Origin of the sequence: Actinoplanes auranticolor (genome assembly GCF_018332655.1) — a bacterium.
Taxonomy (GTDB): domain Bacteria; phylum Actinomycetota; class Actinomycetes; order Mycobacteriales; family Micromonosporaceae; genus Actinoplanes; species Actinoplanes auranticolor.
The window spans coordinates 32595-55447 of record NZ_BOQL01000077.1; the positions used below are offsets into that span (position 1 = coordinate 32595).

A 22853-nucleotide genomic window follows, 5' to 3' on the forward strand; every position below is an offset into this window, starting at 1 on the left:
ATGGCCGGTCAGGTTCAGGCACTTCGGCGGCGCATCCGCACCGTCAAGTCCACGAAGAAGATCGCCAAGGCGCAGGAACTGGTCGCTACCAGCCGCATCGCCAAGGCACAGGAGCGGGTGCAGGCTTCCAAGCCGTACGCGGAAGCCATCACCGAGGTGCTCACGGCGCTGGCGTCCAACGCTTCGGTGGACAACCCGCTGCTGCAACCGCGCGAGCGGGTGCGGCGCGCGGGCGTCCTGCTGATCACCAGCGACCGCGGCCTGGCCGGCGCCTACAACGCCAACGCGATCCGTATGTGCGAGCAGTTGCTGGCTCGTCTGCGGGAGGACGGCAAGGAAGTGGCGCTGTACATCGTCGGCCGCAAGGGCGTCGGGTACTACCGCTTCCGGAACCGGCCGATCGAGACGAGCTGGACCGGCTTCTCCGAGCGGCCCTCGTTCTCCGACGCCCGCGCCATCGGCGACGCGCTGCTCGAGGCGTTCATCGCCGGTGCGGACGACGAGGACGGCAACTATGGGCCGGACGGTATCCAGGGCGTCGACGAGCTGCACATCGTCAGCACACAGTTCAAGTCGCTGATGACCCAGGCGGCGGAGGCGCGCTTCCTGGCGCCGATGCAGGTCGAGGAGCGCGAGCGCGAGCCCGGGCTGCGTCCGGCCTACGAGTTCGAGCCCGAGGCCGAGGAGCTGCTGAACGCGCTGCTGCCGAAGTACCTCAACACGCGGATCTACGCGGCGTTGCTGGACTCGGCGGCCAGCGAGTCGGCGTCCCGGCGCCGGGCGATGAAGAGCGCGTCGGACAACGCGGACGACCTGCTCAAGCGGTACACGCGCGAGATGAACTCCGCGCGGCAGGCTGCGATCACCCAGGAAATCAGTGAGATCGTCGGCGGCGCCAACGCGCTGGCCGCGGCGGGAAGTGATGGATGATGACTGCTGTAGCTGAGCCCACCAAGACGCAGGCCGGTGTCGGTCGCGTAGTCCGGGTCATCGGCCCGGTCGTCGACGCCGAGTTCCCCCGCGACGCGATGCCCGAGATCTACAACGCCCTGCACGTCGACGTGACCCTCTCGGACGGCACCAAGACGCTGACCCTGGAGGTGGCGCAGCACCTGGGCGACAACGTCATCCGGGCCATCTCGATGCAGCCCACCGACGGCCTGGTCCGTGGCTCCGAAGTGCGCGACACCGGTGCCGGCATCTCGGTGCCCGTCGGTGACGTGACCAAGGGCCACGTGTTCAACGCCCTCGGCGAGGTGCTCAACGCCGACCCGGCCACCCTGGACATCCAGGAGCGGTGGAGCATCCACCGCAAGCCGCCGGCGTTCGCGGACCTCGAGCCGAAGACCGAGATGCTGGAGACCGGCATCAAGGTGCTCGACCTGCTCGCGCCGTACGTGCGCGGTGGCAAGATCGGCCTGTTCGGCGGCGCGGGTGTGGGCAAGACGGTGCTCATCCAGGAGATGATCATCCGCGTTGCCCGTAACTTCGGTGGTACGTCGGTGTTCGCCGGCGTGGGCGAGCGCACCCGCGAGGGCAACGACCTCATCCTGGAGATGGAAGAGGGCGGCGTGCTCGACAAGACCGCGCTCGTCTTCGGCCAGATGGACGAGCCGCCGGGCACCCGCCTGCGGGTCGCCCTGACCGCGCTGACCATGGCGGAGTACTTCCGGGACGTCCAGAACCAGGAGGTGCTGCTCTTCATCGACAACATCTTCCGGTTCACCCAGGCCGGTTCCGAGGTGTCGACGCTGCTCGGCCGTATGCCGTCCGCCGTGGGTTACCAGCCCACGCTGGCCGACGAGATGGGCGAGCTGCAGGAGCGGATCACGTCGGTCCGAGGCAAGGCGATCACCTCGCTGCAGGCGATCTACGTGCCCGCCGACGACTACACCGACCCGGCGCCGGCCACCACCTTCGCCCACCTGGACGCGACGACCAACCTCGAGCGGTCGATCTCCGACAAGGGGATCTACCCCGCCGTGGACCCGCTGGCCTCCAGCTCGCGGATCCTGGCGCCCGAGTTCGTCGGGGCCGAGCACTACGCGGTCGCCCGTGAGGTGCAGCGGATCCTGCAGAAGTACAAGGACCTGCAGGACATCATCGCCATCCTCGGTATGGACGAGCTCTCCGAGGAGGACAAGGTGACGGTGCAGCGGGCTCGCCGCATCGAGCGCTTCCTGTCCCAGAACACGTACGCCGCCGAGCAGTTCACCGGCGTTCCCGGCTCGACGGTCCCGCTCAAGGAGACCATCGAGGCGTTCAAGAAGATCAGCGAGGGTGAGTACGACAACTACCCCGAGCAGGCCTTCTTCATGTGCGGCGGCCTCGAGGACCTCGAGAAGAACGCACACGAGCTGATGAAGGGCTGATCCTGACGGATCATCTCGAGCCGCGCCGGCGCATGCCGGCGCGGCTCATCCGTTTCCAAGTGCCCGTTTTGTCCGTTTGACCTCGAGTGCGACGGTACGCGGACGCGAAGTTTACTTTTGTTGTTCGGATACTCTTGGCACTGCTTGTGGCGCGGCCCCGGGATCAGGTCCTGATCCCGGCAGGTATCGACCGGCATGGTTGGGGATCGAGTGGCGAAGAGCGGGAAACCGAAGAGCGGCTGGCGCGCACCCCTGTGGGCGCGGCTGTGCGCGATCTTCGGCTGCGTGCTGATGGTTCTCAGCGGCGGCGCCCTGGTCACGAGTCAGGTGCTCGTCTCCCGCTACGCCGACGCGGTGCAGACCAAGGACCTCTTCGGCAACGCCGCCTCCGGCGCCACCAAGCAGCAGGTCAGCGACATCAAGGGCCCGCTCAACATCCTGCTGGTCGGCATCGACCCGCGCAACGACACCACCGCGCCGCTGTCCGACTCGATCATCGTCGTGCACGTCCCCAAGGGGCTGAAGCAGGCGTACCTCTACTCGATCCCGCGTGACCTGCGCGTCGAGATCCCGCCGTTCGAGAAGACCAATTTCCGCGGCGGCACGGCGAAGATCAACGCCGCGATGTCGTACGGCAGCTCGATCGGCGGCGGCAAGCACGACGTGGCTCAGGGCTTCGATCTGCTGGCCAAGACGGTCAGCAAGCTCACCGGCATCAAGAAGTTCGACGCCGGCGCGATCATCAACTTCAACGGTTTCCAGAAGATCGTGAACGCCATGGGCGGCGTCACGATGACGATCGACCAGAACGTGAAGTCGGAGCACCTGCAGCCGAACGGCAAGCCCCGGCCGCGTAAGGCCGAGTGCCCGACGAGCGGCAACTGCGAGCACCCGTACACCGGCCCGCAGAAGCAGTACAAGAAGGGCACGTACCACCTGGAGGGCTGGGAGGCGCTGGACTACGTCCGGCAGCGCTACGGCCTCCCGCGCAGCGACTACGACCGCCAGCGCCACCAGCAGCAGTTCATCAAGGCGATGGCTTCCCAGGCGCTGAGCAAGGACGTGGTGACCAACCCGATCAAGCTCGACAAGGTGCTCAAGGCGGCCGGCGACACGCTGATCTTCGACGGCAACGGGCACTCGGTCGTCGACTGGGGCCTGGCCCTGAAGAACCTGCGCGCCGAGGACATGACGCTGGTGAAGCTGCCCGGCCGGAGCCTCATCACCAACGGCAGGTATCAGGGCGAGGCCCTCGACGCCAGCGCCGAGGAGTTCTTCGCGTCGGTGCAGAGCGACACGATCTCGTCGTTCCTGATCGAGCACCCGGACTTCCTCCAGAAGCTCTGACGCCAGGCCCGGCGACCCGTCCGCAGTGGCGGTCGCCACCCCCGGCACCAGCAGGTCACCCAGCCGTTTAGACTTCATCTCAATCGGTTCCGCCGGCCTTACAGAGCCGACCCGCAGCGGAAAACCGAGGCAACCTCGTAAGGAGAGACAGCGTGGCCAACCAGCTGCACGTTCAGGTCGTCGCCGTCGAGGAGAAGGTCTGGTCCGGCGACGCCGAGATGGTCGTCGCCCGCACCACCGAGGGCGAGCTCGGCGTCCTGCCCGGTCACTCCCCGCTGCTGGGCCTGCTCAAGGAGCCCTCCCAGGTGCGGGTCAAGCTCGCCGGCGGCGAGCAGCTGACCTACGACGTAGCGGGCGGCTTCCTCTCGGTCGACGCGAACGGCGTGACCGTGCTCGCCGAGAGCGCCACCCCCGCCACCCCCGACGCGCACTGACGCCGACGATGCGGGTTCTGGAGATCATCGAAATCTGCGTCGTCGCGCTGCTCGTCGTCCTCCTCGCGATCTTCGTCCGCCGCCGGCTGCTCATGGCCGGCGGCGGCACCATCCGGCTCCAGGTCCGGGTCAGCACGATGGTGCCGGGCCGCGGCTGGTCCTCGGGGATCGGCCAGTTCGTCGAAGACGAGCTGCGCTTCCACCGCATGTTCAGCTTCGGCGTCCGCCCGAAGAGGGTGCTGAACCGCCGCACTCTCTCGGTGGGCTGCCGCCGCCTGCCGGCCGGCCCGGAACGCCTGACCATGCCGGGCCACTGGGTGATCCTGCTCTGCACCACAGGCAGCAACGAGCTCGAGATCGCGATGGCCGAGTCCACGGTGACCGGCTTCCTGTCCTGGCTGGAAGCAGGCCCACCGGGCCAGCCCGGATCCGTGGCCCCTCGCCCGAAAATCACCCCACGCCCAGCCGAGCGCTGACAGGCTCCTCCTCCGATAAGCGCCCCGGCCTGACCAATCCGGGTCCCATTCGGTAGGCGTCCCGGCCTCACCAATCCGGGTCCCTTCCGGTAAGCGTTCCGGCCCGACCACTCCGGGTCTTTTTCCGGTACGCGTCTCGGCCTGGCCAACCGCGAACACCGGCTCGAGTGTCGCAGCGTTTGAGGCCGCGGCCGGTCCGGGCCGAGGGATCCGCCGCCGGGCGGTTCCATGGGATCCCCGCCGGGCGGTTCGCCCATCCCGGACGGCCCGCGGGCGTCTGCGCAGCGTGGCGCCGCGGCGGCGGACAGGGCGAAACTGCAAGCTGCTGTCGTTCGCCCGGGCACGCTGTCCGGCGCTGCCGGTCCGGAGCCCGCACTCACGACGGCGACGGCGACGGCGACGGCCGAGGATGTCGGCCCCGCCTCGAATTGCCTGCACCCGCCGCGAGATCTCCTCGGTCGCCCGGGCCGTCTCCTGCGACGACGACGCCGGGACATCCCGGCGAAGCGTCGTGCTGATCTGATCGCGACCATCGGCCCGCCCGGCAGCAGGCGTCACCACCTGAACCCGGCACGGGCCCGGAAACCGTGGGGACGTCAGCTCCGGTGATGCGGTTGGGCACGCCGAGACGCGTGGCCGTGAATTCCGGGTTTCAAGAACAGCGCACGGGCCCGGAAACTGTGGGGACGCCTGCTCCGGTGATGCGGTTGGGCACGCCGAGACGCGTAGCTATGGCATCCCGGAATTACGACACCCCGCCCGGCACCCACTTCACGTCGCCGCCCGGGTTGGCCGTCCGGCCCAGGATGAAGAGCAGGTCCGAGAGGCGGTTCAGGTACTTCGCCGGGAGCAGTGACGTGCGTTCCTGGTCGGCCTCGTAGAGCGCCCAGGCCGAGCGTTCTGCGCGGCGGGCGACCGTGCGGGCCACGTGCAGCAGCGCCGCCCCCGGGGTGCCGCCCGGCAGCACGAAGGAGTCGAGCTCCGGCAACTGCTCGTTGTATTCGTCGCACCAGCCCTCGAGCCGGGTCACGTACGCCTCGGTGATCCGCAGCGGCGGGTACGGCGGGTCGTCGCTCAGCGGGTTGCAAAGATCGGCGCCCACGTCGAACAGGTCGTTCTGCACCGCGGTCAGCACGCTCTTGACGTCCGGGGCCAGCGCGCCCATCGCGAGCGCCACCCCGATCGCCGCGTTGCACTCGTCGGCGTCCGCGTACGCCGCGACCCGGGGATCGGTCTTCGCGGCCACCTCGTTGTTGCCCAGGCGGGTCGAACCGGCGTCGCCGGTGCGGGTGTAAATGCGGGTGAGATGCACGGCCATGCCCCCCACCCTACGGAGGCCGGTGGGCGCGACCCATACGATGGCCCGCGTGGATGTGATCAGAGTCAAGGGTGGCGCCCGTCTGTCCGGCGACGTCACGGTCGGCGGGGCGAAGAACTCCGCGCTCAAGCTCATGGCGGTCGCCCTGCTCGCCGAGGGCCGCAGTGTGGTGGCCAACGTTCCGCGCATCACCGACGTGGCGATCATGGCCGAGGTGCTGCGCCGGCTGGGTTGCGAGGTGTCGCTGGCCGACGGCGAGGCGACCATCGACGTGCCCGCCGAGCCGGGCAGTGAGACCGACTACGACCTGGTGCGCCGGCTGCGCGCGTCCATCTGCGTGCTGGGCCCGCTGCTGGCCCGCCGCGGCTACGTGCGGGTCGCGCACCCCGGCGGCGACGCGATCGGCTCCCGCGGCCTGGACATGCACGTCGCCGGTCTGGCCCGGATGGGGGCCGAGATCTCCGGTGAGCACGGCTTCGTCATCGCCTCCGCGCCGGGCGGCCTGCACGGCGGCAAGATCTGGCTGGACTTCCCCAGCGTCGGCGCGACCGAGAACCTGCTGATGGCCGCGGTTCTGGCCAAGGGCGTCACGGAGATCGACAACGCGGCCCGTGAGCCGGAGATCGTCGACATCTGCGACATGCTGACCTCGATGGGCGCGCAGATCGACGGCGCCGGCACCTCCACCCTGACCGTCGAGGGCGTCGAGGCACTCAAGCCGGTGCGGCACACCACGGTCGGCGACCGGATCGTCGGCGGCACCTGGGCGTTCGGCGCGGCGATGACCCGCGGCGACGTCACCGTGCACGGCGTCCGGCCGGAATACCTGGCGATCGCCCTGGACAAACTGGTCTCGGCCGGCGCGGTGGTCGAGCCGGGCGACAACCAGTTCCGGGTACGCATGGACGACCGCCCGAAGGCCGTCGACATCGTCACGCTGCCGTACCCGGGCTTCGCCACGGATCTGCTGCCGATGGCGATCGGGCTGGCCGCGGTGAGCGCGGGCTCCTCGCTGATCACCGAGAACATCTTCGACGGCCGCTTCATGTTCGTGAACGAGATGGTCCGGCTGGGCGCCGACATCCGCACCGACGGCCACCACGCCGTGGTGAACGGCCGCGAGCGGCTCTCCGGCGCGCCGGTCCGGGCCACCGACATCCGGGCGGGCGCGGGGCTGGTCATCGCCGGGCTGTGCGCGGACGGCGTCACCGAGGTCGGCGAGGTGCACCACATCGACCGTGGGTACCCCGACTTCGTGTCGGACCTGGCCAACCTGGGCGTGGACGTCGAGCGTGCGGTGGTCACCGAGCCGACGTTCGACTTCTGACTCGCCGATGCCTTGTGTGAACGGTAGGCCGAACCATGTCTAAGAGGTAGTGCAGCGATGTGATGCGGGGTAGCGTCGTGCGCTGCTGCCATACCAGACTCAAGAGCGCGCCACGACTGTTCAGGCTCTGGATGACGCCGCTCAGCGTGAGCTTCTCAGGTCTGCTCGGTCCATGACGTCACTGGTGGGGATGTCGTCAGGTCCCTCAGAGCGCCGGGGAGCCGCCGACCAGCCGGCGGGCCTCGTCCACTTCTTCCGGGAAGACGAGCACCAGCAGCCGGCCGTCCGGGCGTACCGCCGAGGTCGAGCGGATGCCCGCGGCCGCCAGCAGGGTGCGGATCTCCTCGACGATGTCCGGGTCGTCGGTTGCCGCGGCCGGGCAGAGCAGGCCGTAGTCCTCGGCCTCGCCGAAGATGGCCAGGCCCGCGTACAGCTCGCGGAGCGGGTCCTCGCGGGCCTGCGTCCACTGCAGTCCCATCCGCCAGAAGATCGCGCCGAGGAAACCGACGAGGGCGACGGCGATGAACGGCCCGAGGAGGTACCAGCCGTCGCTTGGTGGCATGGGCACAGTCTGGCACCGGCGACGGGGTATTTCCCGGGATTTGCCCCGATCGAGGCCCTGAGCGTTCGTTAAGCACGGCGGCTAGGCTGTCGGCGTTACCTCAACGTGGAGAAGGAGAGCACACATGGCGGGTCGACTCGCGGTCATCGGCTCCGGTCTGATGGGTTCGGGCATCGCCCAGGTGGCGGCCCAGGCCGGCTGGCAGGTCACCCTGCGGGACCTGGACGAGGCCTCGCTGGCCCGGGGTGTGGCGGCGATCCGGGAGTCCCTGGGCCGGTTCGCCGGCAAGGGCAAGATCTCGGCGGAGGACGCCGAGGCGGCGGTCGCCCGGATCACCACCACGACCGAGCTCGACGCGATGGCCGACGCGGACGTGGTGGTCGAGGCCATCTTCGAGAAGCTGGAGGCCAAGCACGAGGTCTTCCGCGCGCTCGACAAGATCTGCAAGCCCGGCGCGGTGCTCGGCACCAACACCTCCGCCATCCCGATCACCCAGATCGCGGCGGTCACCGCGCGGCCGGAGTCGGTCGTGGGCATCCACTTCTTCTCGCCGGTGCCGATGATGAAGCTGGTCGAGCTGGTCCGTGGCTACCAGACCTCGGACGAGACGATGGCGAGCGCGCGCAACTTCGCCGAGGAGGTCGGCAAGACCTGCGTCGAGGTCAAGCGGGACGTGGCCGGCTTCGTCTCCAACCGGCTCTTCTCCGCGCTGCTGGTCGAGGCGATCAAGCTGGTCGAGACCGGCGTGGTGTCGGCCGCCGACCTGGACACGGTGATGAAGCTGGGCTTCGGGCACGCCATGGGCCCGCTGGCCACCGTGGACCTGACCGGCCTGGACGTCATGCTGAACGCGACGTCGAACATCTACCACGACACCGCGGACGAGAAGTTCTTCCCGCCGGAGCTGCTGCAGCGCATGGTCACCGCCGGCGATCTCGGTCGCAAGACCGGTAAGGGTTTCTACACCTATTAGCCGTCGCGCTTGGTGGTCCATCGGAACGTGGTCAGACACAGGACGAGGGCCACCAGGCACCACACTGAAAGCACCAGGGCGACCATCGGCAGGTCGTAGGAGCCGCCGGGCTCGCGCGGGCCGAACGACTCCGGCAGGAACACCGCCCGTAGCCCCTGGCACATCCACTTCAGCGGGAAGAGCGACGCGACGTTCTGCATCCAGCCCGGCAGGCTGGTGAAGACGAAGAACACCCCGGAGATGAACTGCAGGATCAGCGCGACCGGGGTGACCACGGCGGGCGCGCTGCGACCGGTCCGCGCCAGCGACGAGAACGCCACCCCGCACAGCGTGCACGCGGTGATGCCCAGCGCCGACACCCACAGGAACGTCAGCCACTTCGCCCCGGTGTCCGGCAGGTCCAGATCGAACAGCAGCGTCGCCACGGTCAGCAGGATGACGGTCTCCAGCACCGCGATGAACGCCACCATCAGCACCTTGCCGGCGAAGTAGACCCAGCGCGGCATCGGCGTGCCGAGCAGCCGCTTGAGCACACCACGGTCGCGTTCCTGCGGGATCTGGATGGCCAGCGCCTGGAAGCCGGCCGTCATCAGTCCGGTGGCGATCATGCCGGTGACGAAGTACTGGGTGAACTTGACGCCGTTGCCGATCTCACCGGAGAAGATCGAGCCGAAGACCAGGATGAGGATGGCCGGGAAGGCCAGCGTGAACATCACCTGCTCCCGGCTGCGCAGGAACTGCCGGATCTCCAGGACCCCCTGCCGGAGCCCCAGTCCCATTCCCAGCCTCATGCCGCTGCGCCGATCATGTCCAGGTAGATGTCCTCGAGGGTCGGCCGGGTCACGGTCAGGCCCGGGACCTCGCCGCCGAAGCGCGCGGCCAGGTCGGCCACCAGCGCCGTCGGCGTCGCGCTCTGCGCGCGTTCCCAGACCCCTTCTGGGGTACGCCAGGAGACGGTGGCCAGGGCGGAGGCCCGGTTGCCGAGCTCGCGGGGCGTGTCCACCGCGATGAGCCGCCCGGCGGTGATGACCCCGACCCGGTCGGCCAGGGTCTCGGCCTCCTCCAGGTAGTGCGTGGTCAGCACGATCGTGGTCCCGCCCCGGGCCAGGTCCCGGATCAGCGCCCAGAACTCGCGCCGGGCCTCCGGGTCGAAGCCGGTGGTGGGCTCGTCCAGGAACAGCAGCTCGGGCCGGCCGATGATGCCCAGCGCCACGTCCAGGCGGCGCTTCTGCCCGCCGGACAACGTGTGGGTGCGGGCCCGCGCCTTGGCGGACAGGCCGACCCGGTCGATCACCGTGGCGGGATCGTCGGGAGCGGGGTAGAAGCGGGCGAAGTGGGTGACGACCTCGCCCACGGTCAGCTCGTCGAACTCACCGGTGCCCTGCAGCACGATGCCGACCCGCTCGCGCCAGCGCCGCACGGCCGGATCGGTCCGGGTGCCCCGGCCGTGCACCACGGCCGGGTCGACACCGAGCACGCTCACCTGCCCGCCGTCGCGCCGGCGGTAGCCCTCGAGGATCTCGACCGTGGTCGTCTTGCCCGCGCCGTTCGGGCCGAGTAGCGCGAAGATCTCGCCGCTGCGGACCGTGAGATCGAGACCGTCCACGGCGGCGGTGCCACCGTAGAGCTTGCGCAGGCCGTTGACCTCGATCGCGGTCGCTTCCATAGGCAGAGACCATACGGGTGGTGCTCAGCGCGAGGATGCGAAGGTCACCGAGAGGATGGTCGCCGCCAGCATCCCGCCGATCAGCGTCAGCCCGATCCCGCCGATGTCCAGGCGGGCCCGCAGCTTGCGGTGCGCCAGGGCGGCCGCCACCGGTACGCCCGCGGACGGCGCGAGCAGGAACGCCAGCCAGCCCAGCCCGCGCAGCACGGCACCGCCCGGGATCCCCGTACTCCCGAAGGTCACCAGGCCGGCCGCGACCAGCCCGCAGAGTCCGGCCACCAGCGCACCCAGCAGGGGCAGTAGCGGCAACGCCAAGCGCGGCAGCGACCGGCGCAACGGCGGGCGCACGGTCACGTCGATCCGTTCAGCCGCCCGGGCGAGCAGCGTCCGGGCCGACTGCCGGGGCGCCGGCAGCGGGGCGCCGGAGTCCGGGCCGCTCTCCAGGGCCGTCCGCGGCAGCGCCTCGATGGACAGTGGCTCGGGCAGCTCGCCCAGGGCCCGTACCCGCATGCCCGGGGCCCGACGCAGCTGTTCCCAGAGCCGGGCCGCCTCCCGGTCCACATCGAGCACCTGGGCCGCCGCGGCGCCCGCCCAGCGATCGGCGGAGATCGCGTCACCCTCGGCCCGGGCGAGTTCCCCGGCGGCCTGCGCGGCACTGTCCTGGTACGCCTGCTCGGCGTCCGCGAGAGCCGCGTCCCGCCGCCGGGCGACATCGGCGAGCGCGCTCATCATCAGCTGGTAGTCGCGGTCACGTGTGGTCACTGTTCACCTCGTACGGGATGATCACTTCCGGATGGCGGTGCACCGAGCGGTCGAAGAACAGCGCCCGGCGGGCACGCGGGTACCAGACCGGGCCGCCGGGCTGGGGGGAGAGCGGACTGAGCTCCGGGCCCTGCACGTCGAGCGCCACCCACGCGCCGATCGTGTCGAGCCGGGCGCCGGGCCCGCCGAGGTCGTCGCGCAGCCGGGGCACCGACCGCCACCAGCCCAGGACGTGGATGCGCTGCTCCGGCCCGTCGGTCAGCAGGGCCCGCCAGCGGTCGCGGAAGGACGCTCCGGCGGCGTCCAGGGCGTAGCCGAGGACGTAGTGCGGGATGCCGTCCGGCGCCAGGACGTCGAAGAACTGATCGAGGTCGGCGCGGCCGTACCAGTCGGCCTGGGGCAGCTCGGCGACGAGCCGGGCGGCCGAGCGTTCCGCGCCGGGTTCGAGGCAGACGACACTGAACCGGGCCGGCCCCTGCGCGGCCAGGGAGAGTGCGGCCGCCGCGAGCACGTCGCAGGCCTCATCGGTACGGGTGCCGAGCACCGCCAGGTTGCGCCCGGGCATCCGGCCGAGCCGCAGCCGCGCGGGGCGGGCGGCCACGTCGATCCGCTCGCCCAGCACCGCTCCCGGTGACGAGCCGATCCCGCCGTCGCCGGAATGCGCGACCCGCCCGGTGGGCCGGTACGCCTGCGGCAGCCGTGGCACCGCGTCGCCGTCGAACAACCGCGGCGGTACGCAGTTGTCCGGCCGCCGATGCCAGAGCTTGCGTTGCAGGGTGCGCCAGTTCTGGCGGTCGCCGGCGTCGGGCAGCCGGACGATGTGGTTGGCGCCGGCCGCGCCGGAGTCGGCGTTGACGACCGCGTGGAAGCGGGGGATGACGGCCGCGGCGAGGTTGGTGTCCGCCAGGATCCGCCGGGCCTTGGGCAACGCGATACGCAGCGTGAACTGTCCGATCAGGCCGGAACGGCCCCACAGCGCCTCGATGCCGGAGACGTCCTGGCTGGCCAGCACGAGGTGGATGCCCTGCGAACGGCCGCGCCGGGCCAGGTCCTCGAGCAGCGCGACGGCCTCCTCGGCGAGGGCGTCCCGACCGGCCAGCAGCACCTGGAACTCGTCGATGACGGCGACGATCCGGGGCCAGTGCCCGTTCGGGTCCTCGGCGCGCAGCTCGGCCAGCTTCGAGGCCTCGTGGCGCTTGGCCGCCTGGGCCCGGGTGCGCAGTTCCTCGCCCAGGTGGCGCAGCAACGCCAGGCCGAATTCGCGGTCGCCGTTGACGTTGATCCCGGCCAGGCGCACCTGCGGCAGCCAGCTCGGGTCGCGCGGGCCGGGGGCGAAGCGGGCGAACGACACGCCCTCCTTGAAATCCAGCAGGTAGAAAGCGAGTTCGGCCGGGCCGTACCGGGCGGCCAGGGAGCCGATCCAGGCGTAGATCAGGTTGGTCTTGCCGGAGCCGGACGGGCCGCCGATCAGCGCGTGCGGCGGGTCGTCACCCAGCGGGACCGCGATCAGCGAGCCGTCGGTGCTGTCCCCGATCGGTGCGCTGAGCCCGTGCGCGGACGACTCCAGCCACAGCTTCTCCGGTTCCAGGTCGGCGAAGCGGGCGGGCGGCGGACCCTGGCGCAGCCGTTCGGCCGTGGCCCGGCAGAAACCGGCGATCCGCTCCGGTGGCGGGGCGGTGTCGAGCCGTACGGTCAGGTCGCCGATGGAGTCGCAGGTGGCGGTCTCGCCCTCGACCTCGATGCGCTCCACCGTGGGATGCGGCGCCAGGTCCAGCCCCCGGACCACCAGGTGTACGCCGCAGGCCACGCCGGTCCGGGCGACCCGGTCCAGCTGGGCCCGCTGGCCGGGGCTGAGCTCGGCGTCGGCCAGCAGCACGATGATCCGCCAGGGCTCCGGGCGCGGGCCGGGCGTCGCGGCGATGAGCTCGGCCAGGGAGGCGTACTCGCCGGCCAGGACCGTCTCGTTGACCCGGCAGATCTGTTCCACCAGGTCGTCGAGCATCGGGCCGAGCCCGCCGGGACCGATGAAGGACAGCAGGCCGGCGTGGCCCAGCGGGGCGAACGCGGCCAGCGTCCCGCCGAGCTGTTCGGGGTCGTAGACGGTGAGCCGGACGTCGCCGGGCCGGGTGGTGCCGAGCGCGCGCAGCAGCAGACCGGAGATGACCCCGTCGGCGGCTTCCCGGTCGCCGGCGAGGTTGACGTGGGCGTGGTCGAGCAGCGGTACGAGGGCGGGCAGGCGCCGTTCCCCGTCGCCGGGGTCGTAACCGATGGTGCCGATCCGCAGCAGCCCGGGGCGGGTGACCCGGTCGGGTTCGGTGGGAGTCCAGTAGCGCCACGCCGTACCGGCCGCGCCGGAGGCGTACAGGGCGGCGAGCGACTCGACGTTGCGGGTGAGCGAGCCGGCCTCGGTCCGGGTCCGGCGCAAAATGTCCTCCCGGGCTGCCTCCCGCGCCTCGGCCAGCTGGGCCAGGCAGGTGGAGTACGCATCCCGGATCAGCTGTTTGCGGCGCAGGGCCTCGCTGCGGGCCGACTCGGCGGCGGCCAGCACGGCCCGGGCGGTGCCGCGCGCTTCGGCCAGCTCCTGCCGGACGACGGCGACCAGTGCGTTGCGGTGGCTACCCACTGCACCCCCCGGATTCCAAGATGGGGGATTTTAACCAGTTTGGGGTGCTTGTCTGCTTGAGGTGGCGCGTGTCGCCGCCGAAGCGTCACCGCACGGGTTGCCGGCGCGGGGCCGCTCCCGCCCCGGTCAGCCAGCGCGGATCGGTGCTCACCAGCTCCCGCCAGAGCTGCGCGGCGACCATGGCCGCGCCCTCGGCCTGCCACCGGCGCAGCGAGCGCCGGGGCACGTACCGGCGGAACCAGTCGACGGCCCGCCGGGCATCGCGGTCCAGGCCCTCCGGCTGCGGACCCCGCTGGTACGGCCGCAGCCCCCGCACGCTGCAGTAGTGCAGCGCGTTGAAGAACCGCCACTCCTCGGTGGTGCCGAACACCCCGGACGGCTTGAGCCGGGCCACGTGCTCGGTGAGCACCGCCTGCAGCTCCGCCGCCCGCAGCAGCGGCTGATCGGCCGCCCCCGGCCCACGCGCCGCCAGCCGGCGGTCCACCGAGGGCAGTTCGACCAGCGGATTGCGCAACAGCCGGCCCACGTCGCCGAAGTCCTCCAGCGCGCGGCGGGTCAGCCGGCGGAACTCGTCGGCGTCCAGCGCGAGCATCTGGTGCCGCTCCCGCCGCCGGGGCAGCGCGTCGGCCGCCCGCAGCAGGCTGTCGCGGGTCAGCCGCAGCCGGTCGTCGGTGAGGAAGGCCAGCCGGTCCAGCCCCGCCCGCAGCTCCCCGGCCAGGCCGACCGCGCTCAGCACCACCGCCACCAGCACGAACTGCAGCACGGTGACCGTGTCCCGGCCGGGCACGGCGAGCATGGTCAGCGCCGCGGGGCCACCGCAGAGCAGCACCGCCGGCACCGCGGCCAGCAGGGACCGGCGCAGATCCGGCAGCAGGCGTTCGCCCGACTCCACGGCGTCAGCCACTGCCACCAGGTAACCCATGACCAGCAGATCGAGGCCCATCGCGGCGATCACCAGCGTGGGCGGGCCCAGGTCGATCGGGCCCAGCACCACGATGAGCCCGAGGGTGTAGAGGACCGCGGCGGCGGTCAGCGCGGTCGGCAGGGAGGCCGGGCGTACCCGCTCGCGGTAGCGCAGCAGCAGCACCAGGCCGCCGGCCAGCGGGGCCAGCGCGACCAGCTTGCCCACGTCCGGCAGCGCCGCCGCGAGGACCAGGAACACCAGCGCGGCGACCGGCCAGCCCCGGTTGACCTGCCGGTGCTCGGGCGCGCCGGGCGGCAGCAGCCCCACCGCGACCCCGGCCCAGCACAGCGCCGGCACGCAGAGCAGCACCTGCGCCGCCCCGGAACCCGGCTGCACGGTCCAGGCGGCGACCGCGAGGGCGTACGCCACCAGGGCGCCCGCCGCGCGCCACAGCAATGCGCGGGTGGGATCGCGTCCCACCAGGTAGCAACCGAGCCACCAGGTCAGGGCGAAGGCTGGTACGGCGATCGCGGCCATCGCAGCAGTCAACCAAACAGACGGCGGGTCCCGACACCCTCAACCGGTCGCCGATCCCGCCGCCGCTGCCGGCGCCGCTTGATCACCCACCAGCCGCCGAGCACCAGCAGCACGAGTCCGAGCAGGACCAGCACCGGCAACAGGATCGCCAGCAGGGACAGCGCGACGCTGCCGAAGTCCTCCGCAGTGCTGGCCACCGGTGCGCCGACGCCGGCGGTGGTGGCGTTCACCACCGGGCGGGAGGCGGCCTTCACGCCGTGCACGCAGAGCGCGATCACCACCCCGGCGGCCACCGGCACCCACTGGTGGGAACCGAAGAAGGCGCCCGGATCGGACACGGTCACCGTCTCGGACGACGACCCGGCCCCGAAGGCCAGCCCGCCCGCGGTCGGCCGGACCACGGTCTGCACGATGTCGTTGACGTGGTCCACCACGGGGATCTTGTCGGCGACCACCTCGACCGCCAGCAGCACCGCGAGGATGCCGATGACCCAGCCGTTGGAGAGCCACTGCCAGCCGCCGGGCAGGTTGATGGCGTCGGTGTAGCGGGCCAGCAGACCCATGGTGAGCAGGGGGATGTAGGCATTCAGACCGGCGGATGCCGCCAGGCCGGTACCGGTGAGCGCTTCGAGCACACCATCAGCATGGCACCGCCGCGCTTGCCCGGCCGGGTGCGGAGGCTACCCTCGTCGGGTGCGCCTGGTCATTGCGAAATGCTCCGTGGACTATGTCGGCCGACTCTCCGCCCACCTGCCGCCGGCGACCCGGCTCCTGATGGTCAAGGCCGACGGCTCGGTGTCCATCCACGCCGACGACCGTGCCTACAAGCCGCTGAACTGGATGAGCCCGCCCTGCAAGCTGCAGGAGGCGCCGGGCGTGTGGAAGGTCGTCAACAAGGCCGGCGAGGAGCTGCGGATCACCCTCGAGGAGATCTTCCAGGACACCTCGTACGAGCTGGGCGTCGACCCCGGCCTGGTCAAGGACGGCGTCGAGGCGCACCTGCAGGAGCTGCTCGCGGCCCACCCGGCGACCTTCGGCGAGGGCTGGACCCTGGTCCGCCGCGAGTACATGACCGCGATCGGCCCGGTCGACCTGCTCTGCCGCGACGCCGGCGGGGGCGCGGTGGCGGTGGAGATCAAGCGCCGCGGTGACATCGACGGCGTGGAGCAGCTCACCCGCTACCTCGAGCTGATGAACCGCGACCCGCTGCTCGCGCCGGTGCAGGGCGTCTTCGCCGCTCAGGAGATCAAGCCGCAGGCCCGGGTGCTGGCCACCGACCGCGGGATCCGCTGCGTGGTGGTCGACTACGACAAGCTGCGCGGCATGGAACGCAACGAGCTGACGCTGTTCTGACGGCTGCCGGGTCTAGCGGCCGCTCAGCTCCACCCGGTCGGTCTCGGTCGTCGCGTTCAGGTAGGCCCGCATCCCGATCACCGCGACCGCGGCCTGGACGAGCACACCGGTCCAGCTCAGCGGGCCGCCCTGGGCGATCTGCACGACCATGGGCAGGCCCAGCAGCAGCACGTCGAGCCCGGCGACGGCGTTGAGCACCGGCCCGGTGGAGACGGAGCCCATCGGGGTGTCCAGCGGCATCAGTCCGTTGTCGACGAAACCCACCCGGGCCTTGCGCATCGTCGCCGCCGCGCCGACCGGGCCCAGCACCAGGCCCAGCGCCCACCACGGACCGGCCGGCAGGTCGCCGAGCGCCCAGAGCAGAGTCAGCGCGGCGGCGTACCAGAGCCCGGAGAGCACCCCGGGCACCCAGAGCCGCTGGCCGATCGCCCGGCGCGAGCTGAGACCGAGCAGGCGCAGCATGAACGGGTTGCCGGCGTCCGTACGGATCGTCCCGGCCGTCACGCCACCGGCGATCAGGCCACCGGCCAGCACGGCGAGCCCCAGGATCCAGCCGGGAGCGTGCGCCAGCAGGGCGGGCAGGGTGCTGGCGCCGGCCACCCACAGGACCCGTCGCGGGCGGCGGCGCAGCAACACCAGGTCCTGGGCCACCAGGACCGGTAGCCGGGGCCAGAGCCGCTGTGACCTGAGCCTGCGGTGGGCCCAGTAGCGCCGTTCCACCATCTCGGTCACGAACGACGGTTCCATGCCGTAGGCCGAGTCGAAGAGCGTGCCGGCTGTCCTGGACGCCTCCAGGATCCGCTCGTTCGGGGTCGCGGCGAGCCGCCGTACCGCCAGCACGAAGAGCACGGTCACGACCACCGTGAGCGCACCCGCCAGCGCGGTGACGACCGATGCCGCGGGCCACCCGGGGCCCGCGCGCGGTGCACCGGCGGCCGAGTCGACGACCAGCCCGACGAGTCCGGCCGCCACCACCAGGTACGCCGCTTGGTCCACCCAGGCCGACCACCGGCGGCCGGTCTGCGCGGCCAGCGCGACCAGCAGCAGCACGCCGCCGAGCAGCAACCCGACCAGGGGCAGCAGCGCGTCCGCACCCGGCACCGGGCGGGCGGCCACATGACCGAGCACGGCCAGGCCGCCCACGGCTCCCGCCGCGGCGGCGCCGATCAGCGCCACCCACAGCGACGGCAGCAGCAGGCGGCGCCGGCTGACCGGGGCGGTGAGCAGCCAGGATGCGGCCGGGCGACTCAACGCGAGCGGACCGAGCCGGCGCAGGGCCAGGTAGAGCCCACCGGCGATGACCAGCATCAGGGAGTCACCGGCCAGCTCGGAGGCGTTCGGCTCGGCCGGCCAGACCACGGCGGCGATCTGCTTGTGCACGATGCCGCCGACGATGAGCACGAACAGCACGGCGAAGTAGTAGTTGCCCAGGGTCTCGCCGCGCTCGCGGTGCGCGGACCGGGTGCGGCGCACCCAGCGGCGCAGGGCCCCGACGCTGACCGGGGCGGTCACTGCGCGTCGACGGTATGCAGGTCCGCCATGCTCACCGTGGTGGTGCCCGCCGCGGCCGCGAACGCGTCGTCGTGGCTGGCCATCAGCACCGTGCCGCCGTCGGCGAGATAGTCGTGCAGCAGGCCCGCCACCAGCGCCCGGCCCTCGGGGTCGAGCCGCTGCTCCGGCTCGTCCAGGATCAGCAACCGGCTCGGCCGCAGGAACGCCAGCGCCAGCGTGAGGCGCTGTTTCTGCCCCGACGACAGCGAGGGCGGGATGGCGTCGGCATGCGAGGCGATGCCGAAGCGGTCCAGCGTCTCGTCCATCCCGGCCGCCGCCGGGTCCAGGCCGTGGGCCCGGCAGACCAGCTCGGCGTGCTCCCGCGCGGTCAGGCCCGGATACCAGGTCGGCGGCTCCACGGTGGTGACCACGGCCCGCCAGAACTCCGGTGTGGACCCGGGCGGGGCGCCGAAGATCTCGATCTCACCCGCGTCGGGGCGCTGCAGGCTCGCCACGCAGCGCAGCAGCGTCGACTTGCCGATGCCGTTCTCGCCGATCACGCAGACGCCGGCGCCGACCGGCACGGTGAGCCGGACGTCCACCAGCACGGGCGTGGAGCCGTAGCTCACCGACAGGTCGCGGACCTCGATAGCGGAATGATCCACCGGGGTGACGCTAGCAAACAGGTTTTACGGGCGGCGGCCGTACAGGAGCTTGACGGCCTTGACGATTCTGCCGACCTGGGCCGGGGTGCGCTCGAAGGTCATCGCGGGCAGCAGCGACGGTCCCCGCCGTACGGTGATCGACTTGGCCCGGCCGAACTCGCGCAGCCCGTCCTCGCCGTGGATGCGCCCGAAGCCGGAGTCGCCGACCCCGCCGAACGGCAGCGTGGCCATCCCCACGAAGCTCAGCGTCGAGTTCACCGCCACCATGCCGGTGTGCAGGCGCCGGGCGATCCGGATCCCGTTGGCCTTGCCGAAGACCGCCCCGCCCAGCCCGTACGGCAGTGCGTTGGCCCGGCTGATCGCCTCCTCGGCGTCGGCCACCTTGGTGATGGTGACCGTGGGACCGAAGGTCTCCTCGCGGATCGCGGCGGAGCTCTCCGGCACGTCGACCAGCACGGTCGGGGCGACGTTGGGCGGCTGCACCGCGCCGGCCCCACCGAGCAGGGCCCGGCCGCCGTCGGCGAGCGCGTCGTCGATGTGCCGGCGGATGACGTCCACCTGGCCCGGCATGGTGATCGGCCCGATCTCCTCGCCGAGGCGCAGCTTGCCGGCCTTCTCCACCACGGCCGCGACGAAGGCGTCGTAGACCGGCGCCACCGCGTAGACCCGCTCGATGCCGATGCAGGTCTGCCCGGCGTTGGTCATCGAGCCCCAGACGGCCGCCTCGGCCGCGGCGTTCACGTCCGCGTCGGCGTCCACGATCAGCGCGTCCTTGCCGCCGGCCTCCAGCACCACCGGGGTGAGCGTCTCGGCGCAGGCGGCCATGACCTTCTTCGCCGTGGCGGTGGAACCGGTGAAGGAGACCTTGCCGACCCCGGAGCGGCACAGCGCGGCGCCGACGTCCCCGAGGCCGTGCACGACCTGGAACACCGGCTCCTCGGGGACGATCTCGGCGAAGGTGTCGGCCAGCCACTGGCCCACCGCGGGGGTGTACTCGCTGGGCTTGAGCACGACCGCGTTGCCGGCGGCCAGCGCGCCGCTGATCGGGCCCAGCGGCGTGAGGATGGGGTAGTTCCACGGGCCGATGACGCCGACCACGCCGTACGGCTGGTACTCCAGGTGGCCCGAGTGCTCGGCGACCAGCAGCCGGGTCCGCATCCGGCGGGGGCCCAGCACGCGCTTGGCGTTGCGGGCGGCCCAGTCGATGTGCTCGATGGCCGCGGTGGCCTCGACGATGGCGTCGGCCAGCGGCTTGCCGGTCTCCGCGTGGGTCAGCGTGGCCAGCTCCTCGATGCGCTCGGCGAGCAGGGCCCGCCAGCGCAGCAGCCGCGTCCGGCGGCCGTCGAAGTTGAGGCCGGCCCACCAGGCGCCGGCGGTGCGGGCACGCTCCACGGCGGCCTCGACCCCCTTGCCGTCCGAGATCGGGACGCGGCCCGCCTCGACACCGGTCGCAGGGCTGGTCGAGACGAGGAAGCCGTCCTCGACCACGGGCATGCCGGGAGTACGGGTAGCCGTCATGAACGTGAGTCTAAGTCGCATTCAGCGTGCCGCACCTCACACGTACGCTTGATTATCGTGAGTCCTCGCCGTAACCGCCCCCGTCGCGACACCGCGTCCGCGCCGCTGGGTGACGAGCGCACCCGCAAGGGCATCGAGGGCGTCCAGCAGTACCAGGACGGCGAGTGGATGGTCCGGTCGATCTTCGGCGGCGCGGCCACCAAGACGTACCGCTGCCCCGGCTGCATGCAGGAGATCCGCCCGGGCGTCGCGCACATCGTGGCCTGGCCGGCCGACGAGCGCGGGGACGAGAGCGACCGGCGGCACTGGCACACCGGCTGCTGGCGCGCCCGGGACCGGCGCAGCCCGGGTGTGGAGCGCTCGCGCAACGCCCCCCGCTATGGGCGAGGATAGCCATCCGACCGCCCCACCCGCCGCCCAGAGAAGGACTGAAGGCTTTCCATGACCAATCAGATCCGTGCCAACTCCGTGCTGCCCGCCCGGCGCGAGGACATCACCTTGCACACCGCCGACGGGCTCACCCTGGTCGGCGAGCTGGCCAGGCCGGAGTCCGGCGAGCCCGTGGCCACGCTGATCTGCCTGCACCCGCTGCCGACCCACGGCGGGATGATGGACAGCCATGTCTTCCGCAAGGCGGCCTGGCGGCTCCCCGCGCTGGCCGGGGTCGCGGTGCTGCGGTTCAACACCCGGGGCACGTCCAGCGTGCGCGGCACCAGCGAGGGCGAGTTCTCCTCGGGCGTCGACGAGCGCTTCGACGTCGCCGCCGCGATCGAGTACGCGGAGTTCCACGACCTGCCGAACGTCTGGCTGATCGGCTGGTCCTTCGGCACCGACCTGACGCTGATGCACGGGCTCGACCCGGCCGTCACGGGCGCGATCCTGCTGTCCCCGCCGCTGCGCTTCTCCCAGCCCGACCATCTCGCCGCCTGGGCCGCCGGCGGCAAGCCGCTGACCGCGCTCGTGCCCGAGTTCGACGACTATCTGCGGCCGGCCGAGGCCGAATCGCGCTTCGCGGAGATCCCGCAGGCCGAGGTCGTCGGGGTGCCGGGCGCCAAGCACCTGTGGGTCGGCGACGCGGAGAAGGTGCTGGACGAGATCGTGCGGCGGGTCGCCCCCGACGTGCCGGTGCCGCTGCCGCGGACCTGGGACGGGCCGATCGAGTCGGGCGACACGAACGCGTACGCCGACCGTACGGTGGCCGCCTTCGCCGACGTGCCCGTGCCCAAGCCGCTCGCCGACTGACTGGGCCGACCCGCGGCGGAAAACCCGGGCGAAGTTCGCGCTATTTGTTCTCCATGCTGGGTTTCACGACCTCGCGCACGGTCAACTGGATCGCCGCGACCATCGGGATCGCGATCAGCGCGCCGATCACCCCGAAGAGCCCCACACCCAGCAGCGCGGCCGTCACAGCGGCCACGTCGCTGACCTTCACCGAACGGCGCATCACGTTCGGATAGATCAGGTAGTTCTCCACCTGCTGGTAGATCAGGAAGAAGACGATGCACCCGATGCCGGCCGGCAGGGAGGCGGCCAGGCCGACCAAGCTGACGATGACCGCGCCGAGCGTGGCGCCGATCTGCGGGATCAGGTCACAGACGGCCACCACCACCGCCAGCGCGAACGGGTAGGCCAGCCCGACGATCATGGCGAACACCCAGGTGCTCAGCCCGGCCAGCACGGCGATGGCGATCGCGCCGACCATGTACGCCCCGACCTTGCCCAGGATCTCGTCGGTGAGCAGCCGCACCCGCTGCCGCCGCGAGCGCGGGACCAGGGCGTACCCGCCTTCCTTGATCCGGTCGAACGCCGCCAGGAAGTAGATGACCAGCACCAGCACGGTCAGCACGTTGAAGATCGTGCCGAAGAGCAGCCGGGCGCCGCCGACCACGCCGCCCAGCGCGTTGGTGACCGTGCCCGCGTCCAGGGCGCCCTGCACCTTGGCCAGGATGTCGTACTGCTGGACCAGGTCGCGGACCGATTCGTTGCGCTGGAGGCTCTCGATGTAGCCCGGCACGTTCTCGATCAGCTGACCGGTCTGGGTGACCAGCGGTGGCACCAGCGCGAAGACGCCGCCGCAGAGCAGCAGCACGACCGCCAGCGCGATGACCGTCACGGCCAGGCCACGCGGGAGCCCCCAGCGGCGGAGCCGGCTGACGGCCGGGTTGAGGCCGATCGCCAGGAACAGCGCGATGAAGATGAGCACCAGGATCGACGCCGCGTTGCGCAGGCCGAGGAAGATCCCGTACGCCGTCAGCAGGCCCAGCCCGCCGAGCAACCCCACCAGGAACGGGTTGCGCCGGTTGAGCGGGCGGCCGGGCGCACCGAACTGCCCGTCACGGTCCGGCTCGGCGGCGGGCCGCTGGGCGGCGGGCGGCTGGGCGGGCGGCTCCGGCTCGGCGGCGGGCGGCGGCGCTGCTGGTGGGGCGGCGTCGTCCTCGACCGGGCGGGGCTCGTCGGCCGTCACCGGGACCTCCACACAGGAACGTGGGAGGCCCGGGCAGCGGTGGACCACCGGTGCGGCGACC

General features: G+C 71.6%; 22 protein-coding genes. 10 read left to right on the plus strand and 12 right to left on the minus strand.

Annotated elements, in window-relative coordinates; genetic code table 11:
* The 5 genes from Aau02nite_RS40820 (at window position 1) to Aau02nite_RS40840 (ending at window position 4629) form a co-directional block, all read left to right on the plus strand.
* Window positions 1–930 carry a F0F1 ATP synthase subunit gamma gene (locus Aau02nite_RS40820; RefSeq protein ID WP_212994028.1) on the plus strand — a complete coding sequence of 310 codons (930 nt, stop codon included), beginning with the start codon at window positions 1–3 and terminating at the stop codon, window positions 928–930.
* On the plus strand, window positions 930–2372 hold the full coding sequence (atpD, locus tag Aau02nite_RS40825; protein ID WP_438841224.1) for a F0F1 ATP synthase subunit beta: 1443 nt from the start codon (window positions 930–932) through the stop codon (window positions 2370–2372). Before Aau02nite_RS40820 ends, atpD begins: the two co-directional genes overlap by 1 nt.
* Window positions 2373–2567: 195 nt before the next feature.
* On the plus strand, window positions 2568–3719 hold the full coding sequence (locus Aau02nite_RS40830) for an LCP family protein (RefSeq protein ID WP_212994030.1): 1152 nt from the start codon (window positions 2568–2570) through the stop codon (window positions 3717–3719).
* Between the two features lie 152 nt (window positions 3720–3871).
* On the plus strand, window positions 3872–4153 hold the full coding sequence (locus Aau02nite_RS40835) for a F0F1 ATP synthase subunit epsilon (protein ID WP_212994031.1): 282 nt from the start codon (window positions 3872–3874) through the stop codon (window positions 4151–4153).
* Window positions 4154–4161: 8 nt separating this feature from the next.
* Window positions 4162–4629 (plus strand): DUF2550 domain-containing protein, encoded by a 468-nt coding sequence (locus tag Aau02nite_RS40840; RefSeq protein WP_212994032.1) that lies wholly within the window; start codon window positions 4162–4164, stop codon window positions 4627–4629.
* Between the two features lie 745 nt (window positions 4630–5374).
* Here Aau02nite_RS40840 and Aau02nite_RS40845 read toward each other — a convergent pair.
* Entirely contained in the window at window positions 5375–5947 is a 573-nt protein-coding gene (locus Aau02nite_RS40845) for a cob(I)yrinic acid a,c-diamide adenosyltransferase (RefSeq protein ID WP_212994033.1), read from the minus strand.
* Between the two features lie 40 nt (window positions 5948–5987).
* Between Aau02nite_RS40845 and murA the strand changes: the two genes are divergently transcribed.
* Entirely contained in the window at window positions 5988–7274 is a 1287-nt protein-coding gene (gene murA, locus Aau02nite_RS40850) for a UDP-N-acetylglucosamine 1-carboxyvinyltransferase (RefSeq protein WP_212994086.1), read from the plus strand.
* 205 nt (window positions 7275–7479) lie between these two features.
* Here the strand turns inward: murA and Aau02nite_RS40855 are convergent, their stop codons facing one another.
* Window positions 7480–7836: a hypothetical protein gene (locus Aau02nite_RS40855; RefSeq protein WP_212994034.1), complete on the minus strand. Its 357-nt coding sequence runs from the start codon at window positions 7834–7836 to the stop codon at window positions 7480–7482.
* Between the two features lie 124 nt (window positions 7837–7960).
* On the opposite strand from Aau02nite_RS40855, the gene Aau02nite_RS40860 reads away from it, so the two are divergent.
* Window positions 7961–8809, plus strand: a complete 849-nt coding sequence (locus tag Aau02nite_RS40860; protein WP_212994035.1) for a 3-hydroxyacyl-CoA dehydrogenase family protein — start codon at window positions 7961–7963, stop codon at window positions 8807–8809.
* Here the strand turns inward: Aau02nite_RS40860 and Aau02nite_RS40865 are convergent.
* From Aau02nite_RS40865 to Aau02nite_RS40890, 6 genes are all read right to left on the minus strand, one after another.
* Window positions 8806–9588 carry an ABC transporter permease gene (locus tag Aau02nite_RS40865; protein ID WP_246595823.1) on the minus strand — a complete coding sequence of 261 codons (783 nt, stop codon included), beginning with the start codon at window positions 9586–9588 and terminating at the stop codon, window positions 8806–8808. The genes Aau02nite_RS40860 and Aau02nite_RS40865 overlap by 4 nt on opposite strands.
* An 8-nt stretch (window positions 9589–9596) precedes the next feature.
* Window positions 9597–10475, minus strand: coding sequence for an ABC transporter ATP-binding protein (locus Aau02nite_RS40870; RefSeq protein WP_212994037.1), 879 nt, complete (start codon window positions 10473–10475; stop codon window positions 9597–9599).
* 24 nt (window positions 10476–10499) lie between these two features.
* Window positions 10500–11237, minus strand: coding sequence for a hypothetical protein (locus Aau02nite_RS40875; RefSeq protein ID WP_212994038.1), 738 nt, complete (start codon window positions 11235–11237; stop codon window positions 10500–10502).
* Window positions 11224–13860: an FtsK/SpoIIIE domain-containing protein gene (locus tag Aau02nite_RS40880; protein ID WP_212994039.1), complete on the minus strand. Its 2637-nt coding sequence runs from the start codon at window positions 13858–13860 to the stop codon at window positions 11224–11226. Before Aau02nite_RS40880 ends, Aau02nite_RS40875 begins: the two co-directional genes overlap by 14 nt.
* An 85-nt stretch (window positions 13861–13945) precedes the next feature.
* Entirely contained in the window at window positions 13946–15301 is a 1356-nt protein-coding gene (locus Aau02nite_RS40885) for a hypothetical protein (protein ID WP_212994040.1), read from the minus strand.
* An 8-nt stretch (window positions 15302–15309) separates the two neighbouring features.
* Entirely contained in the window at window positions 15310–15936 is a 627-nt protein-coding gene (locus tag Aau02nite_RS40890; protein ID WP_212994041.1) for a DUF4126 domain-containing protein, read from the minus strand.
* Window positions 15937–15994: 58 nt separating this feature from the next.
* Between Aau02nite_RS40890 and nucS the strand changes: the two genes are divergently transcribed.
* A complete protein-coding gene (nucS, locus tag Aau02nite_RS40895) occupies window positions 15995–16654 on the plus strand; it encodes an endonuclease NucS (RefSeq protein WP_212994042.1) in 660 nt (219 codons plus the stop codon).
* A gap of 12 nt (window positions 16655–16666) precedes the next feature.
* On the opposite strand, the gene Aau02nite_RS40900 is transcribed toward nucS, so the two are convergent.
* Genes Aau02nite_RS40900 through Aau02nite_RS40910 form a run of 3 tightly spaced genes read right to left on the minus strand, consistent with a single transcriptional unit; the run spans window position 16667 to window position 20328 of the window.
* Window positions 16667–18166, minus strand: a complete 1500-nt coding sequence (locus Aau02nite_RS40900; protein ID WP_212994043.1) for a DUF6297 family protein — start codon at window positions 18164–18166, stop codon at window positions 16667–16669.
* Window positions 18163–18810 (minus strand): ABC transporter ATP-binding protein, encoded by a 648-nt coding sequence (locus tag Aau02nite_RS40905; protein WP_212994044.1) that lies wholly within the window; start codon window positions 18808–18810, stop codon window positions 18163–18165. Before Aau02nite_RS40905 ends, Aau02nite_RS40900 begins: the two co-directional genes overlap by 4 nt.
* 24 nt (window positions 18811–18834) lie before the next feature.
* Entirely contained in the window at window positions 18835–20328 is a 1494-nt protein-coding gene (locus Aau02nite_RS40910; RefSeq protein WP_212994045.1) for an aldehyde dehydrogenase family protein, read from the minus strand.
* 57 nt (window positions 20329–20385) lie between these two features.
* Between Aau02nite_RS40910 and Aau02nite_RS40915 the strand changes: the two genes are divergently transcribed.
* Both Aau02nite_RS40915 and Aau02nite_RS40920 read left to right on the plus strand, forming a co-directional pair.
* Window positions 20386–20721 (plus strand): Rv1322 family protein, encoded by a 336-nt coding sequence (locus Aau02nite_RS40915; protein ID WP_212994046.1) that lies wholly within the window; start codon window positions 20386–20388, stop codon window positions 20719–20721.
* A gap of 48 nt (window positions 20722–20769) precedes the next feature.
* Window positions 20770–21570, plus strand: coding sequence for an alpha/beta hydrolase (locus Aau02nite_RS40920; protein ID WP_212994047.1), 801 nt, complete (start codon window positions 20770–20772; stop codon window positions 21568–21570).
* Window positions 21571–21610: 40 nt separating this feature from the next.
* On the opposite strand, the gene Aau02nite_RS40925 is transcribed toward Aau02nite_RS40920, so the two are convergent.
* Entirely contained in the window at window positions 21611–22840 is a 1230-nt protein-coding gene (locus Aau02nite_RS40925; RefSeq protein WP_212994048.1) for an AI-2E family transporter, read from the minus strand.
* Window positions 22841–22853 lie beyond the last annotated feature (13 nt).